The organism is Sphingobium rhizovicinum, from assembly GCF_042647625.1.
Classification (GTDB): Bacteria; Pseudomonadota; Alphaproteobacteria; order Sphingomonadales; family Sphingomonadaceae; genus Sphingobium; species Sphingobium rhizovicinum.
Genome location: NZ_JBHRVU010000005.1, coordinates 1,153,782 through 1,169,765 on the forward strand (window position 1 = coordinate 1,153,782; position 15,984 = coordinate 1,169,765).

Genomic DNA, 15,984 nt, shown 5'->3' on the forward strand with positions numbered 1-15,984 from the left:
CACTAAATCTTCTTCATCCAGAAGCGCATGACATGGTCAATCTCTTGCGCCTGCCCCACTTCCTTCCACGCGAGCCGCGTATCGTAGCGCGGCGCGATACGATAGCCTCGCTTGCGCCAGAAATCGCCCAGATCCCCGGCTTTGGCGGGACGACGCGGATCGTCGGATTGCCGCACCACCGCGCAGAAGGCTGCGCAGTTCGCGCCGGCGGCCTTTGCCGCGGCCTCCCGCTCGTCGAAGAAGCGATGGCCGATCCCCTTCCCGCGGAATTGGGGCAGCAGCACGGATTCCCCGAAATAATGCATCGCGCCAATATCGACGCCAGCGGCCAGAAACGGAGCCCTGATCACATCCGACTGTGTCGTCATGGGTGAGGCGGTCGCCATGCCGACGGGAATGTCACCGAGCCGCGCAACGATGACGATCGCATCCTCGGCGCTTAGAAATTGATCCAGATAGTTCGCCTCATAATCGAGGCTGCCGTCATAGAGGTAGGGCCATGTCCGGAACACCGTCATGCGCAGCGTGGCGAGCGCGCGCAGCGACAGATCGTCGCGACCGATGCGCTCCACCACCAGCGGCGCATCCAGAGCGGCCGTCATGCCGGTTCGCCGACCTGCCTCAACCAGTCGGCGAGGTTATAATGGTTGCTGACTCGCGCGATCCGGCCATCGACAATATCGAAAAAGGCGCCGACACGTAGCCGATAGCGCTGACCACGCGCGGGCGGCAAGTCGCTGTCGGTCTGCAGATATTCGCCCTCCAGCTGGAACTCGGCCGCCGCGCGAGTGCCGTCCCCCGAGCTCAGAAAGACGGGATCGATCACCCGCTCCCGGTAGCAGCGATTCATGTGATCGAGAAATGCGGCGAAGGCCGCCTTGCCCTGGCGCGGTTCACCCTGCGAGGGTTCGTGGACGACATCCTCCGTCAGCAGGCCCAGCATCGCCTCGGCATCGCCTCTGTTGAAGGCCTCATAATAACGGGAAAGTAGGGTCTCGCTCATCAGTCCTCCGGCGCGATGGTGACGCGCAGCCCGTCGAGCTGTGCCGTCAGCGGAATTTGGCAAGACAGGCGCGAGCGCCCGTTGCGATGATCGCTGCTGTCTAGCAAGTCATTCTCATCGTCGCTGAGCGGCGGGATCGCGTGGCCCTCTTCGACATAGACATGGCAGGTCGCGCAGGAACAGCATCCGCCGCAGAGTGCGAGCAGTTCGTCGAGGCCATTGTCACGGATCGCTTCCATCAGCGAGAGACCGGCCTCCGCCTTGACCGCATGTTCGGTACCGTCGCGGCCAGTCACCAAAATCTGAACCATCAATCAATCCTTGATGAGGCGGGTCGCATGCCAGCGCAGATGGTCGGCCATGAAGGTGGAAATGAAATAATAGCTGTGGTCATAGCCTTCGCGCAGGTTGAGCGTCAGGTCGATGCCCGCCGTCTTGCATGCGCTTTCGAGGAGTTCCGGCCGCAATTCCTGCGTCAGGAACGAATCTGCACCGCCCTGATCGACCAGCAAATCTGCCACGCGGGCGCCATCCTCGATCAACGCGACCGCATCGTGCCGGCGCCATGTCGCGCGATCTTCACCCAGATAGCCGGCCAGGGCCTTCTCCCCCCAGGGCACCTGGCCGGGTGCGACGATCGGCGCAAAAGCTGACACCGACGCATATCTGCCCGGATTGCGCAGGGCGATGGTGATTGCTCCATGGCCTCCCATCGAATGACCCATGATCGACTGGCGCGTCATGTCCGCCGGGAAATTGTCCGCAATCAGGGTGGGCAATTCCTCGGTCACATAGGACCACATTTTGTAATGACGATCGAACGGCGCCTGCGTCGCATCGACATAGAAGCCCGCGCCCAGGCCGAAATCATAGGCACCGGCCGGATCGTCCGGCACGGCATTCCCGTTGAGGTCCGGGCCGCGCGGCGATGTATCCGGCGCGACGAAGATCAGGCCCAGTTCCGCGCAGATGCGGCGGAACTCGCCTTTTTCCGTGACATTGGCATGGGTGCAGGTCAGCCCGGACAGATACCAGACGACCGGCAGCTTCGTCCCCGGCTGATGCGGAGGCACGAAGACCGAAAAGGTCATCTCTGTTCCGGTAGCGGCGGAGGCGTGCTTATAGACGCCCTGCGCGCCGCCGAAGGCATTGTTCGTGCTGACCTGCTCCATCATTCAGTTGCCATCCGTGAAGGTGTAGGCGCAGATTTTATTGCCGGCCGGATCGCGCAGATAGGCGGCATAGGCGCCGGGCAAATGACCACGAGGCCCTGCCTCGCCTTCGCAGCTGCCGCCGGCAGCCAGACCAGCAGCATGGAAGGCATCGACCTCGTCGGTGCTGGCGGCCGCAAACCCGATGGTCACGCCGTTGCTGGACGGCGCTTCGCCATTGCCGGGGCGCAGAACCAGCAGAGCCGGTTTGTCTTTCCCGTAGAGGATGACGTTATCTCCGAAAGGGCCCAGATTCTTGACCCCCAGCGGCGCCAGTGCCGCATCGTAAAAGGCCGACGACCCTGCAAGGTCGCTCGCGCCGACACAGGCGTGCGAAAACACCCCGTCACCCGAAATGACAGCCATTTTATTCCTCCCTCTCTCGAACGAACTTAGAAGACGACGACCGAGCGGATGCTCTTGCCCGCGTGCATCAGGTCGAAAGCCGTGTTGATCTCCTCCAGACCCATGACATGGGTAATCATCGGGTCGATCTCGATCTTGCCGGTCATATACATGTCAACGATCTTGGGCACGTCGGTCCGGCCCTTGGCGCCGCCAAAGGCCGTGCCGCGCCAGTTGCGGCCGGTGACGAGCTGGAAGGGTCGCGTTTCGATCGTCTTGCCGGCTTCAGCCACGCCGATGATGATCGAGGTGCCCCAGCCGCGATGGCAGGCTTCGAGCGCCGTGCGCATCACTTCGGTATTGCCCGTGGCATCGAACGTGTAGTCGGCACCGCCGTCGGTCATCTCCACGATCTTCGCTACCGTCTCTTCGCGCGACAGGCCCTTCGAATTGAGGAAGTCGGTCATGCCGAACTTGCGGCCCCATTCCTCGCGATCGGGGTTGATGTCGACGCCGATGATCTTGTTCGCCCCGGCAAGGCGCGCGCCCTGGATCACATTGAGGCCGATGCCACCCAGGCCGAAGATGACGACATTGTCACCCACCTGCACCTTGGCGGTGTTGATGACCGCGCCGACGCCGGTGGTGACGCCGCAGCCGATATAGCAGCTCGATTGGAACGGCGCGTCCTCGCGGATCTTGGCCACCGCGATGTCGGGCAGGACGGTGAAGTTGGAGAAGGTGGAGCAGCCCATATAATGATAGATGGGCTGACCTTTGAAGCTGAAGCGGGTGGTGCCGTCGGGCATCAGCCCCTTGCCCTGGGTGGCGCGGATAGCGGTGCACAGGTTCGTCTTGCCCGACAGGCAGCTTTTGCACTGCCGGCATTCGGGGGTGTAGAGCGGAATGACATGGTCGCCCGGTTTTACCGAAGTCACGCCGGGCCCGACTTCGCGCACGATGCCCGCGCCTTCATGGCCGAGGACCGAGGGGAAAATGCCCTCGCTGTCGAACCCGTCGAGCGTATAGGCGTCGGTATGGCAGATGCCGGTCGCCATGATTTCCACCAGCACTTCGCCCGCCTTGGGCCCTTCCAGGTCCAGCTCGACGATCTCAAGCGGCTTCTTCGCTTCGAAGGCGACGGCGGCGCGGGTCTTCATTTCTCATTCCTCGTCATTGGCAGCGTTCGAGAACAGCCAGCGTGGCTCATCACAGCCGGAAAAATCTTGCAGAGCCACGCATAGATTATCCAAGCCACATCGTAGCCACGCCCACTCCTCATTTTCACTCTAGCGCCGTTCCGCAGGAGCGATAATATAGTATTTTGGCAAAGGTTTATTTCTTTATAGGGATAATGAATGTCGGCTTGGGATGGTATCGACGAATTCATCAGCGTCGCCACGCTGGGTTCCTTCACGCGTGGGGCACAGGCGCTAGGCATGTCGACCACGCATGTCAGCCGCTCGATCATGGCGCTGGAGCAGCGAGTTGAAGCTCAGCTATTTCATAGAACGACCCGCACGGTCAGGTTAACCGACACCGGACGAGCATTTTTCGAACGGTGCGAGCGGATCGCTCAAGACAGGGATGAGGCAATCGCCCTTATTGGCGACCGCAGCGCGCCTCAAGGAGAGCTGCGCGTGACCTGTTCAACGGCGATGGGTGAGCGGTTCGTGGCCCCGATCATACGCCGCTTCGCCGCGCAGCATCCCAAGCTTACGGTATCTATCGAACTGTCCAATCGGATCATCGACCTCTTCGGCGAAGGGTTCGATTTGGCTATAAGGACGGGCTCGATCACAGACCCCCGCCTGATAGCAACCCGCGTGGCGTCACGTAGCCTTTATACGTGCGCAGCCCCAAGCTATCTTGCATCTGCAGGGCGTCCGAACCGGGTTGAGGCCTTGGAAAACCATGAATGTATCGCAGGCACCGCCGCAGCTTGGCATTTCAAGATAGGCGGACAGGAAGTCGTCCATCGACCTAAAGGGCGTTTTATGTGCAACAGCGGACATGCTGTCATGGAGGCTTGCGTCTCGGGATTGGGCATTTGCCAGCTCCCCGACTTTTATGTTCTGCCCTATCTCAAACATGGCATGGTAGATTTGCTGCTGGAGGACGCCCAGCCGGACGATGAGCCGATTTGGGCAGTCTATCCACAGCGCCGTCATCTGTTGCCAAAGGTGCAGCAGGTGGTGGATTGTCTGGCTCATGAACTAGGGCCGGCGATGAACAGTCGCATACGGTGATGACTGGAGGGGGACACGCTTCCCGCCTCTTCACCTAAACCTCAGATGAGCTGCGATTCATCCGCCTTGACGAATCTTCAGAGTCAAAGGAACATATAGGGAACATATTGAGTCGTTGTTCCCATGTCCGTATATCTCTCTTCCCTCGACCAGAACCAGGTCGACCAGCTTGCCGCGCTTCGCGCAAGCCTGGCGCATGCCCGCGCCGCGCGCGGGCCCGCCCTGCCGTTCGGATTGCCCGAGCTGGACGAACGTTTGGCCGACCAGGGTCTCAATGGCGCGGGACTACATGAAATCGCTGCTGCTTCGGCCAGCTTCACCGATGATGCCTGCGCCACCCTGTTTGCCGCCGGGATCGCGGCGCGCTTTTGCGCGGAGCCGGGGTTCACCATTCTCTGGGCGGTGACGCGCTTCGACCTTTATGCGCCGGGCCTCGAGCAGATCGGCCTTAGCCCTGACAAGATCCTCTATGCCCAGGGCCGCAAGGACGCCGAGGTCCTGGCGCTTGCCGAAGATGGCCTGCGCGATGGATCGCTCGCCTGCGTTGTCGCGGAAGTGAAGGCCGCCGATCAGACGGCGACCCGACGGCTTCAGCTGGCGGCTTCCGACGGCAAGACGCCGATGCTGCTCTACCGCCGCCACCGAAGTCGCGAGCGTTGCCCCTTGAGCGGTCTCTCCTCGGCGATGACGCGCTGGCGCATCGGTGCGGCCCCTTCGAGCCCCGTTCCCCATGTCGGCCTTGGGCGGCCGCGCTGGTCGGTCGAACTTGTCCGCCAGCGGAACGGCAATCCCTTCTCCATCGAACTGGAGGCGTGCGATGACACGGGTCGCCTCGCTCTACCTGCCGCAGCTCCCGATAGAGCGATTGCGACGGGCAGAGCGGCCCGCCAGGCTGCCTGAGCCGGCTCCTGCCCCGATCGCACCGCGCTTCGCCTCGCCGATCGACGATAATCCTGGCGCCTGTTCCGTCCCCAAGGCGGGTGGCTGGCGCCCCGGCGCCCGCTGGGCGCGCGATGGCGCGCTCGGCAGCGGGCCAACCCAGGCCGATATCGATGCCATGCCAGCGCATCAGCGCCCGACCATGCGCGAGATGGGACGGCGCAGCGAATCCGCCGAGCATCCCTTCAAGGCGTTGCCCGCCGATGACGGTGGCGGCCGCACTGCATCTGTCCCCGTCCCCGCGCTCACATGGGCCAAGCTCTGGGGCCAGCCGACGATCCTCATCGCGCGCACGGGGCAGCGAGACGTCGTGACCGCGGCCTGCCCGCTTGCGCTGAAACTTGGCCTTCGCCCCGGCATGGCCGCCGCCCATGCCCGGGCGCTGGTGACCGACCTGGAAGTGCGCGACGCGCAGCCAGATGCGGATCAGGCCTGGCTGGACCGGTTGGCGCTGCACGCTATCGCGCATTGGACGCCGACTGCAAGTGTCGCGTGCGCGGACGGCCTTTGGCTCGATCTTACCGGCACCACGCATTTGTTCGGCGGCGAGGCGCGCTTCTGCCGCCGGTTGCTGCGGTTCCTTGAGCGGCTGGGCTTCACGGCCAGCGTCGCGATCGCAGGCACGCCGGGCGCCGCCCATGCGCTCGCGCGCTACGGGAACGAGGCCATCACCCTCCTTCCGAACGGCGCCGAAACCCAGGCCATTGCCGATCTACCGCTCTCCGCGCTCCGGCTCGATCCGGGCGTGCTCGAGACCGCAGCCCGGTTCGGCCTGGAGCGCATCGCTGACCTCTATCCCATGCCACGCGGACCGCTCGCCCGCCGTCTTGGCCTCCCGACCGTTCGCAGGCTCGACCAGGCCCGCGGGATGATCGCTGAACCCATCGTGCCGGTCATCCCCTTCGAGACACCCCATGTAGAACGGCGTCTGCTTGAACCGATCGGCACAGCTGAGGCGATCAACCAGGTGATCGGCGATCTGGTCGACGATCTCGTCACCCTGCTGATCGAGCAGGGCCTTGGCCTGCGCACCGCGCAGCTCGCCTGCCAGATCGTCGATGGAACCGAGCAGCGTATTGCCATCGGCACAGCGAAGGCCACGCGCGATGCGAAGCATCTCAAACGCATGCTGGCCATGCGGGTCGAGCGGATCGATCCGGGCCTTGGCATCGAGACGATGACGCTGAGCGCACCGCGCGTCGAGCAATTGAGAGCGCAGACGCTGGAGGCCGGCCTCATCACGGGCGATCGCGCACCCGATATAGCGCTGCTGGTCGATCAACTCGCCGGCCGGATCGATCCCGACACGCCTTTTCGCTTGTCCTCGCATGAGAGCGACGTGCCCGAGCGCGCGGTGCGGCGGGTCGGACCACTGGCAACGCCCAAAGGCTGGCCCGGCTGGAAGCGGCCTGTGCGGATGCTGAGGCGACCCGAACTTCTGTCCAATGTCGTGGCGCTGCTGCCCGACCATCCGCCTCGGCGCTTCGTCTGGCGGGGATCGAGCTATCGAGTGGTCGTCGGCGACGGCCCGGAACGCATCCATGGCGAATGGTGGCGTTCCCCCCAGGAGATGTGGGCTGTCAGGGACTATTTCCGGGTCGAGGCAGAGGGCGGCGAACGCTTCTGGCTGTTCCGCCGGGGCGATGGCGTCGATGAGCAGACCGGGAACCTCAGCTGGTTCATGCATGGGGTGTTTGGGTGATGACCCGCTATGTCGAACTCCAAATCACAAGTCATTTCTCGTTCCTGCGCGGCGCATCCTCGCCTGAGCAGCTTTTCTCAGCCGCCGCACTGCTTGGACACAAGGCTCTGGGTCTTGCCGATTGGGGCAGCGTCGCGGGCGTTGTGCGCGGGTGGGATGCGCAGAAAGCAACCGGCGTCCGGATGATCGCCGGCGCGCGGGTCGATTTGACCGACGGCAAGGCCCTCCTCCTCTATCCGACCGATCGCCCCGCCTGGTCTCGGCTGACCCGTCTGCTCTCGGTCGGCAAGGCGCGCGGTGGCAAGGGCTGCTGCCTGCTCGACTGGGCCGATGTCGTTGCCCATGCCGAAGGCCAGATCGCGATCCTGGTGCCGGACCAGCCCGACGATACAACCATGGCCAATCTCCGGGATCTCAAGGCCGTATTCGGTGCCCGCGCGCATCTGGCGCTTGCGCTGCGCCGACGGCCCGACGACGTCGCCCGGCTTCACCGGCTCGATGTCATGGCGCGAGCGACCGCCGTGCGGAGCGTCGCAACCGGCGACATTCTTTATCACTCGCCCCATGTTCGACCGCTCCAGGATGTGATGACCGCGATCCGGGAGAAGACGACGATCGATGGCCTGGGGTTCAGGCGCGAGCGCTATATGGACCGGAACCTCAAGTCGCCGGCAGAGATGGAACGGCGCTTTTCCGCCTTTCCCGACGCGATCCAGGCAAGCGCCGACATCGCCGACCAATGTCGCTTTGATCTCGGCGAAATCCAGTATCAATACCCGTATGAACAGGTGATGGAGGGGCGCACGGCGCAAGAGGCGCTGGCTGCTCTGACCCAAAATGCTGCCAACCGGATGTTTCCCGATGGCCTGCCTTCCGCCTATCGTAAGCAGATCGATCATGAGCTGCGATTGATCGACCAGCTCGGTTACGCCCCCTATTTTCTGACGGTCAATTCGATCGTCGCCGAGAGCCGCCGGCGCGGCATTCTCTGCCAGGGCCGCGGCTCGGCAGCAAACAGCTGCGTCTGCTATATGCTCGGCATCACCTCGATCGACCCGATCAAGCATGAACTGCTATTCGAGCGATTCGTGTCTGGCGAACGCAAGGAGCCGCCCGATATCGACGTCGATTTCGAGCATGAGCGGCGCGAGGAGATCATCCAGTGGATCTATGAGACCTATGGGCGCAGCCGCTCGGCGCTGACAGCCGTCGTCACCCGCTACCGCACCCGCGGGGCGGTCGCAGAGGTGGGCAAGGCGCTGGGTCTCCCGCGCGATCTCACGAAGATGCTGACCGGTCTGGTCTGGGGATGGTCGATGGACGGCATCACCGACGAACAGATTGCGAGCGCCAATTTGAACGCCGACGATCATCGCCTGAAGCTGACGCTCGAACTTTCGCGGCAGCTCATCGGCACCCCGCGACACCTATCGCAACATCCCTGCGGTTTCGTGCTGACCCAGGACCGGCTTGACGACCTCGTTCCGATCGAGCCGGCGCGGATGGAGGATCGCCAAATCATTGAATGGGACAAGGATGACATCGATGCGGTGAAGTTCATGAAAGTCGATGTGCTGGGCCTTGGCATGTTGGGCTGCATGAACCGGGCGTTCAATCTGCTGGAAGAGCATAAGGGCCTGCGTGTCGGCATGGCGGACCTTCAGCACGATGACCCCGCTGTCTATGCCATGATCCAGCGTGCCGACACGCTGGGCGTCTTCCAGATCGAAAGCCGTGCGCAGATGTCGATGCTGCCGCGGATCAAGCCGAAGGAATTCTATGATCTCGTGATCGAAGTCGCGATTGTCCGTCCCGGCCCTATTCAGGGCGACATGGTCCATCCCTATCTGCGCCGCCGCGAGGGCAAGGAGACGCCCGAATATCCCAAGCCAGAACTTGAAGCGGTACTCAAGAAGACACTGGGCGTCCCGCTCTTTCAGGAGCAGGCCATGAAGGTCGCGATCGTGGGGGCAGGCTTTACGCCGGCCGAGGCCGATCAGCTGCGCCGCGCCATGGCGACGTTCAAGCTGACGGGCGGGGTCAGCCATTTTTACGATAAGCTGGTGAACGGCATGATCGCGCGGGGCTACCCAAAGGATTTTGCCGAGCGCACGTTCAAGCAGATTGAGGGGTTCGGCAGTTACGGCTTTCCCGAGAGCCACGCGGCGAGCTTCGCCAAGATCGCCTATGCCTCCTGCTGGATGAAGCATCATCATCCCGATGTCTTCTGCGCCGCGCTCCTGAACGCCCAGCCCATGGGCTTCTATGCGCCCGCCCAGATCGTGCGCGACGCCCGAAACCATGGCGTCGAGATCCGCCCGGTCTCAATCAACCACAGCCATTGGGACTGCTCGCTCGAACCGGCGCGCGGGCGATACAAAGCGGTGCGCCTCGGCTTCCGGCAGGTACGCGGCTTCGCCAATCTCCATGGCGCCGCGATCGTCGGCGCGCGCGGACCAGCCCCTTTCGAGAGTGTCGAGGAGGTCTGGCGCCGCGCGGGCGTGCCGCGCGCCGCGATCGAACGACTCGCCGAGGCCGACGCCTTTGCCTGCATCGCGCAGGATCGCCGCCGAGGCCTCTGGAAGGTCAAGGGTCTGGGCGAAGCGCCCCTCCCCCTCTTCGCCGCCGCGGACGCGCGCGATGGCAAATTCTCACCCGAAGGCAGCGAGGCACCGGTTTCGCTCCAGCCAATGACCGAAGGCCGCGAGGTGGTCGAGGATTATCGCTCGCTCCAGCTTTCGCTCCGCAACCATCCGCTGAGTTTCCTGCGCCCCCAGCTCAACGCCATGCGGATCGTCCGGTGCGCAGATCTCAAGTCGATCCGCGATGGTCGCAACATCGAGGTCGCCGGAGTCATTCTGGTCCGCCAGCGGCCCGGCTCAGCCAAGGGCGTGCTCTTCGTCACGATCGAGGATGAGAGCGGCGTTGCCCAAGGTATCCTCTGGCCACAAAAGTTCGAGATCTATCGGCGGCAGATCATGTCCGCGTCGATGATTGCCATACGCGGCCGACTCCAGAAGGAGGGAGAGGTCATCCACATCATCTGCGACCGGGTCGTCGATCATGACGAGATGCTGCGATCGGTCGGCCGAATGGATTTTACGGTCGCATCGGGCCGCGGCGATGGCGCAACTCATGGTGGTGGTCCTGATCCGCGCGACCCTGTCTTTCCGAGCGGTCGAACGCTTGGCGCACCGCCCTATCGCAACGCAAAGGCAACCCACGACGACATTCTGCCGATCCGCAGCCACGATTTTCATTGAGCCCGCGCATCTATGGTGACCTGATCTGCCACCACCAAGTGGACCGATCGGTTTGTCAGTGGATTAAAGCCGCTACAGCCATATCCGGGTGAAGGTGGAGCGAAGCGAAACCGGAGGCCGGATATGACGGTGCCCTAATCCGCAGCTACCATCGTCGGCGCAATTGCGCTGCGCCTCGATGTCTGACAGAATTAGGGCATTAAGGGGGGCCTGGCAGTAAGGAGCGATCGCGAACTGGCCCCGTATTCGCGCCTATATGCTTGTCCAAACAAATCAATCGAAGCTCCGCTTATAGGTGGCGGCATAACGCTCACGCATATGTTCATCGACCGTCACTGCAGCATATTTGGCCCCTTCACCCGGCTCCAAACAGGATTGTATGCATTCGATGCGTTGGGCGGGGTTGCCGCAGAAAAAGAAGGGAGCAGAATAGCGCTCCTGGCCCGAGGCGTTGATAACGCGATGACGGGTGGAACGATATGTGTCATTGGTCCAGCGCGCAATTAGATCGCCCAGATTGATGACGAAAGCGCCGGGCACAGGCACGGCATCGAGCCATAGACTCTGGTCATGATCCCACACCTGGAGGCCGCCCACATTATCCTGTAGCAGGATAGTGATGCCGCCGAAATCCGTGTGCGCCCCGCACCCTTTTTCATCCGGATGCGGATTGGCTGCCTGCGGGGGATAGTGGAGCAGGCGCAGCGTGGCGATCGGATCTTGCTCCAGCGTCGTGAAAAAGTCCGCGTCCAGCCCCAGCGAAAGGGCAATGCCCTCCAGCAGTACGCCCGCCAGACTACGCATTTCGGCGAAATATGCGGAGGTCACGGCTTCGAACCCGGCAAGACCGGCAGGCCAGACATTCGGTCCGGTATTGAAATATTTCAGCGCCTGCTCGTCATCGGCCGGAACGTCACGACCGATATAATAGCCCTCCTTCAGATCCGGCGGCGCGCCCGCCTCCAGCGTCTGCCCGCGCAGCGGCTCATATCCCCGGTTCGCTTTGGAACGGGACATCGCCACGTCCAGCTTGCGGTCCATCGGCAAGGCGAAGAATTCCGCACTCGCATCGAACAGCCGCTGCATCGTCGAGGCGGCAACGCCATGCCCGACGCAATAGAAAAATCCCTTGTCGAGACAGGCTTGTCTTATCGCGGTCGCCACCTTGGAACGTTCGGACGCGCTGGCCCCTCGCAAACCGCTGATGTCGACGATCGGCAAGTTCAGTTCGGCGGCTTTTTCAACCTGCGATGCCGATGCAGTAGCGCTCATTTCAAACCTCGATTCTGTGAGATCGCATTCTGAGCGCAAAGACCCGATCTAAAAAAGAATAAATTGTCGCTCCACCCGATGCCGAAAAAGGGACGTTGACTTGGCTCATCGCAAGCCCGACCATGCCGCTCATGTCCAACCGCGCACATCGTTTTCATGCTCCGATGGTCGTCTATTTTGACGCCATCCGCCGGGCCGGGTCGATCCGGGAAGCGGCCCGGCGGCTCAATGTGGCTTCGTCTGCCGTGAACCGCCAGTTGCTCAAGCTGGAAGCGGAGCTGGGAACGCCCCTGTTCGAACGGCTGCCGACCGGATTGAAACTCACACACGCCGGCGCTACCTTCGCCCGGCACGCGATAGAAGTGCTCCAGGACGCGGAACGCGTCCGGTCTGAGCTGGAAGCGATGCAGGGTCTGCGCTCGGGTCATGTGGAAATCGCGGCGGTCGAGGCCCTTACATCCGATTTGCTGCCCAGCGTGCTCACGCGCCTGCGCGAACTCTACCCCCGGATCACGGTGGGTGTAACCGTGCTCGGCTCTGCTGCAATCTCGCAGGCCATCGTCAGCGGCGACGCCGATATCGGCATCGCGTTCAGCATCGACCGGACGCTCGACCTCCGGCAATTATCGCTGTGGCCCTTCCAGCTCGGCGCGACCATGCGGCCCGATCACCCGCTGGCCAACTACCAGAAATTATCGCTGGGCACCTGCCAGGCGCATTCGCTTATTCTGCCAAAGGCCGACCTGTCTATCCGTCAACAGCTTCACAGGGCCTTGGGCAAGCTCCCCCAAGGCATGGTTGAAACGAGTTCGGTCGAGTTGGCGAAGCAATTGACCCTTCGGGGTCTTGGCATTTCATTCCAGACGCGGATCGGCATCGAGCGCGAACTGGAAAGCGGCACCCTTGTTCACATCCCCATCACCAAACCGGTCACGCTCAAAGCTGATCTCGGCGTTTACGTCCGGTCGGCACGCAATCCCCCGATCGCCGTTCATGCGCTGGTTGAGCTGTTTTCGAAACAGGTCGATCAAATGGCCGCATCGGAAAGCCGATAGCCTGCCGCTGGCAAGGCTATCGGCTTTCCGGCTCAATTGGACGTGCCCGCCCTGCTCATCGTCACGGCGGGGGCAACTTTGTCCGGCTGCTCCGGGAGAGCGCCATAGCGGCGCGCCAGCACGGCGCACAGCATGAGCTGGATTTGATGAAAGAACATGAGCGGCAGGATGATTGCGCCGACCTGTGACGCCGAGAACAGCACGCCCGCCATTGGAACGCCAGATGCCAAGCTTTTCTTCGAACCGCAGAATTGAAGGACGATGCGATCCTCCCGGTTGAAGCCGAACCATCGGCCCAGTGCCTGCGTCAGCGCAAGTACGACCGCAAGCAGAACGGCGGACAGCGCGGCGATCATCGCCAGTTCCCTGAACGAAACCTTGGACCAAAGGCCTTCGACGACGGCCGCCCCGAAGGCAGTGTAGACCACCAAGAGGATCGAGCCACGATCGACCAGCGTCAGCATCTTCTTCTGCCGGACGATCCAATCGCCGATCCACGGCCGCAGCATATGACCCGCCATGAAAGGCAACAGCAGTTGCACGGCGATCGTGACGACCGCATCGCTCGAAAAGCCGCCATGTTTCCCGGTGATGAGCAGCGCGCAAAGGATGGGTGTAACGAAGATACCCGCCAAATTAGAGAAAGACGCGCTGCATACAGCGGCGGCGACGTTGCCCCGGGCCATGGCGGTGAAGGCGATGGACGACTGAACCGTCGAAGGCAGCAATGTCAGAAACAACATTCCCGTGGCCAGCGCGGGATCAACCAGCGGCAGCCCACGGATGACCAGACCCAATAGCGGGAAAACGACGAAGGTGACCACAGCCACCGTCAGATGCAGCCGCCAATGCCGCGCCCCGTCGATGACCGCCTGCCGTGAAAGTCGCGCACCATGCATGAAGAACAGGATGACGATGCCGGCATCAGCGCAAAATCCGGCAATCGATGCCCAAGAACCGCGGGGCGGAATCAGAGACGCCAGAACGACCATTGTCACGAGCAGGACGATGTAACTGTCGATATTCAGGCGAGAAAATATGCTCTTCACGACGTCGTTCCTTCCATCGAAACATGCGCGGAAACGATTTTCCAGCCATCCTCGAACCGGATCCAGGTCTGGCTCTGACGACCGCGCCGGTCCGTGCCCTCGCGGAAGAATTCGGCGTTGGCCGTGGCGACGTCGCCAAAGGTGGAAATGAAGACGCGGCCCAGCCGCCGTTGCGGCGATCCTCCCCTGCCCTTTCGGAATTCACGTATTTCATCCATGCCGTACAACACCTCGCCCACGCCGTAGCGAACCGTGGTGGGCGCGTCATGGAACAGCTGGTCCATTTCATCCAGATCATCCGTCATCAGCGCCCGCTCATAGCGGTCGAACTGGGCTTTCACTTCGGCCACGATCTTGGGATCATTGATTATCATCAGACTTCTCCTGCCACGCACATCGGCCCTGGATCAGGCCCTGTGCTTCCAGCGATTGCGCGAACGCGATGAGGTCGCCGTCTCTTCCCTTCGCCGCGATCAACTGGACCCCCATGGGCAAACCGTTGACGGGAAGCGGTGCGGCTATGACGGGCACGCCGAGAAAACTGATCGGCTGCGTGTAGAGTCCCAAATTGGCGCGGGCGGGCTGCATCGAGCCGTCGATCGGGATGAACGGATCATCGATGAAGGGAGCGGGACCGAAAGTGGCCGGGGCTATCAGCACCTCATATTGGGCGAGCGCCGCGTCAACGGCGGCAGCGAACACATCGCGATAGGCCAAGGCTGCCGCATAAACATGATCGGGCACCGCAGCGCCAGCCAACAGCCGGTCGCGCGTGGCAGGATCATAGGATAGCGCGTCCGCCACGAGCGCGTCCCGATGCTGCCGCCCCCCCTCGAAAGCCGTAATCAGAAACGCGGCAGACCGGGCACGCGCAACATTGGGCAGGTCGACGAGCGGCAATCCCCCCAATTGGGACGAGAGGCGGGCAAGCGCCCGGCTCATGCAAGGCGACAGGTTCGCCCCGAACCACCCCGACAACAAGGCCGGCCGCTGCAATGCCCGGCAAGTCTCGTCGCCGGCATCCGCCCTAAGCACAGAATCGACGATCGCCAGATCATGCGCCGACCGAGTGAAAATGCCGATATCATCCAGAGTGTGGACAAATGGATAGACCCCTTTCATCGGAAGCGACGCGTGGGTGGGCTTGGTGCCGTAAATGCCGCAAAGGCTGGCGGGGATACGGATCGACCCGTTCGTGTCCGACCCCAGGCTGAAAGGGACCATCCCCGCAGCGACCGCCGCTGCCGAACCGCCTGATGATCCTCCGGCAAAACGGGCAAGATCATGGGGGTTGCGGGTGACGCCCCACTGCGCATTGTCGGTGACAAAGCCGTAGGCAAATTCGTCCATGTTGAGGGTTCCCACCAACACCGCGCCGGCGTCGCTCAGCCGGCGGATCGCCGCCGCGTCGTCCGTGGCGGGCGCGGCTTGACGCAGCCTGCCCGCGCCCGCCGTGGTGGGCAGCCCTTCGACATCGAACAGATCCTTGACGGCGAACGGAACGCCGGCAAGGGGACCAGGATCGATCCCCCGGCTCAGGCTGATATCCACGGCCTCCGCTCGAGCAAGCGCACGATCGCGCAGGATCCGGGTCACCGCATTCACCGCGCCATTGCGCTGCTCGACCCGGTCAAGCGCCGCTCGGGCCACTTGGAGTGCGGAAAGACGCCCGGACCTGACGGCTTCCGCCGTTTCGAAAACGGTCATCAGAGCGATATCCCGCTTCACGAGGCTTCACCCCGCAGCACATCATAATGGCGCTGAAGCAGGCGCGCATTGGCCGCGACGCCCCGCACAGCTTCCTGCGGCATGTCAGCCCCGAGGCGGGCCGCGACCTCCCGCGCCAGTTCCTCATCAGAAGCTCCGATTTTTTCGAACAGGGGCTGCGTCATCTGC

Annotated in this window: 16 protein-coding genes; 5 read left to right on the plus strand and 11 right to left on the minus strand. The window is 62.7% G+C overall.

Annotation, left to right across the window (positions count from 1 at the left end):
- Positions 1-2: 2 nt before the first annotated feature.
- From ACFOKF_RS24090 to ACFOKF_RS24115, 6 genes are read right to left on the minus strand one after another with little or no spacing between them, the layout of a single operon-like run.
- Complete coding sequence (locus ACFOKF_RS24090) at positions 3-602, minus strand: GNAT family N-acetyltransferase (RefSeq protein ID WP_099233711.1); 600 nt, start codon at positions 600-602, stop codon at positions 3-5.
- On the minus strand, positions 599-1,003 hold the full coding sequence (locus ACFOKF_RS24095; RefSeq protein ID WP_037484936.1) for a ketosteroid isomerase-related protein: 405 nt from the start codon (positions 1,001-1,003) through the stop codon (positions 599-601). Before ACFOKF_RS24095 ends, ACFOKF_RS24090 begins: the two co-directional genes overlap by 4 nt.
- Positions 1,003-1,314, minus strand: a complete 312-nt coding sequence (locus ACFOKF_RS24100; protein WP_037484938.1) for a 2Fe-2S iron-sulfur cluster-binding protein — start codon at positions 1,312-1,314, stop codon at positions 1,003-1,005. The genes ACFOKF_RS24095 and ACFOKF_RS24100 overlap by 1 nt, the downstream gene beginning before the upstream one ends.
- A 3-nt stretch (positions 1,315-1,317) precedes the next feature.
- Positions 1,318-2,175 carry an S-formylglutathione hydrolase gene (gene fghA, locus ACFOKF_RS24105; RefSeq protein WP_380799353.1) on the minus strand — a complete coding sequence of 286 codons (858 nt, stop codon included), beginning with the start codon at positions 2,173-2,175 and terminating at the stop codon, positions 1,318-1,320.
- 3 nt (positions 2,176-2,178) lie between these two features.
- Complete coding sequence (locus ACFOKF_RS24110) at positions 2,179-2,580, minus strand: VOC family protein (protein WP_037484940.1); 402 nt, start codon at positions 2,578-2,580, stop codon at positions 2,179-2,181.
- A gap of 26 nt (positions 2,581-2,606) precedes the next feature.
- On the minus strand, positions 2,607-3,719 hold the full coding sequence (locus tag ACFOKF_RS24115; protein WP_099233712.1) for an S-(hydroxymethyl)glutathione dehydrogenase/class III alcohol dehydrogenase: 1,113 nt from the start codon (positions 3,717-3,719) through the stop codon (positions 2,607-2,609).
- 198 nt (positions 3,720-3,917) lie between these two features.
- On the opposite strand from ACFOKF_RS24115, the gene ACFOKF_RS24120 reads away from it, so the two are divergent.
- The 4 genes from ACFOKF_RS24120 (at position 3,918) to ACFOKF_RS24135 (ending at position 10,712) form a co-directional block, all read left to right on the plus strand.
- Positions 3,918-4,808: a LysR substrate-binding domain-containing protein gene (locus ACFOKF_RS24120; protein ID WP_037484944.1), complete on the plus strand. Its 891-nt coding sequence runs from the start codon at positions 3,918-3,920 to the stop codon at positions 4,806-4,808.
- Between the two features lie 123 nt (positions 4,809-4,931).
- Positions 4,932-5,708 carry an ImuA family protein gene (locus ACFOKF_RS24125; RefSeq protein WP_037484946.1) on the plus strand — a complete coding sequence of 259 codons (777 nt, stop codon included), beginning with the start codon at positions 4,932-4,934 and terminating at the stop codon, positions 5,706-5,708.
- Complete coding sequence (locus tag ACFOKF_RS24130) at positions 5,626-7,449, plus strand: DUF6504 family protein (RefSeq protein WP_180275765.1); 1,824 nt, start codon at positions 5,626-5,628, stop codon at positions 7,447-7,449. Before ACFOKF_RS24125 ends, ACFOKF_RS24130 begins: the two co-directional genes overlap by 83 nt.
- Positions 7,449-10,712, plus strand: coding sequence for an error-prone DNA polymerase (locus tag ACFOKF_RS24135; protein WP_380799354.1), 3,264 nt, complete (start codon positions 7,449-7,451; stop codon positions 10,710-10,712). The genes ACFOKF_RS24130 and ACFOKF_RS24135 overlap by 1 nt, the downstream gene beginning before the upstream one ends.
- A 273-nt stretch (positions 10,713-10,985) precedes the next feature.
- Here the strand turns inward: ACFOKF_RS24135 and ACFOKF_RS24140 are convergent, their stop codons facing one another.
- Positions 10,986-11,984 carry an isopenicillin N synthase family dioxygenase gene (locus ACFOKF_RS24140; protein WP_051585540.1) on the minus strand — a complete coding sequence of 333 codons (999 nt, stop codon included), beginning with the start codon at positions 11,982-11,984 and terminating at the stop codon, positions 10,986-10,988.
- Between the two features lie 122 nt (positions 11,985-12,106).
- Between ACFOKF_RS24140 and ACFOKF_RS24145 the strand changes: the two genes are divergently transcribed.
- A complete protein-coding gene (locus ACFOKF_RS24145; protein WP_223308131.1) occupies positions 12,107-13,039 on the plus strand; it encodes a LysR family transcriptional regulator in 933 nt (310 codons plus the stop codon).
- Between the two features lie 32 nt (positions 13,040-13,071).
- Here ACFOKF_RS24145 and ACFOKF_RS24150 read toward each other — a convergent pair whose 3' ends face one another.
- From ACFOKF_RS24150 to ACFOKF_RS24165, 4 genes are read right to left on the minus strand one after another with little or no spacing between them, the layout of a single operon-like run.
- Positions 13,072-14,088: a bile acid:sodium symporter family protein gene (locus tag ACFOKF_RS24150; protein ID WP_081796311.1), complete on the minus strand. Its 1,017-nt coding sequence runs from the start codon at positions 14,086-14,088 to the stop codon at positions 13,072-13,074.
- Complete coding sequence (gene hpxZ, locus ACFOKF_RS24155) at positions 14,085-14,462, minus strand: oxalurate catabolism protein HpxZ (RefSeq protein WP_037484950.1); 378 nt, start codon at positions 14,460-14,462, stop codon at positions 14,085-14,087. The genes ACFOKF_RS24150 and hpxZ overlap by 4 nt, the downstream gene beginning before the upstream one ends.
- Complete coding sequence (locus tag ACFOKF_RS24160) at positions 14,449-15,795, minus strand: AtzE family amidohydrolase (RefSeq protein WP_099231951.1); 1,347 nt, start codon at positions 15,793-15,795, stop codon at positions 14,449-14,451. The genes hpxZ and ACFOKF_RS24160 overlap by 14 nt, the downstream gene beginning before the upstream one ends.
- Before the next feature lie 17 nt (positions 15,796-15,812).
- On the minus strand, positions 15,813-15,980 hold the full coding sequence (locus ACFOKF_RS24165; RefSeq protein ID WP_180275677.1) for a hypothetical protein: 168 nt from the start codon (positions 15,978-15,980) through the stop codon (positions 15,813-15,815).
- Between the last annotated feature and the right edge of the window lie 4 nt (positions 15,981-15,984).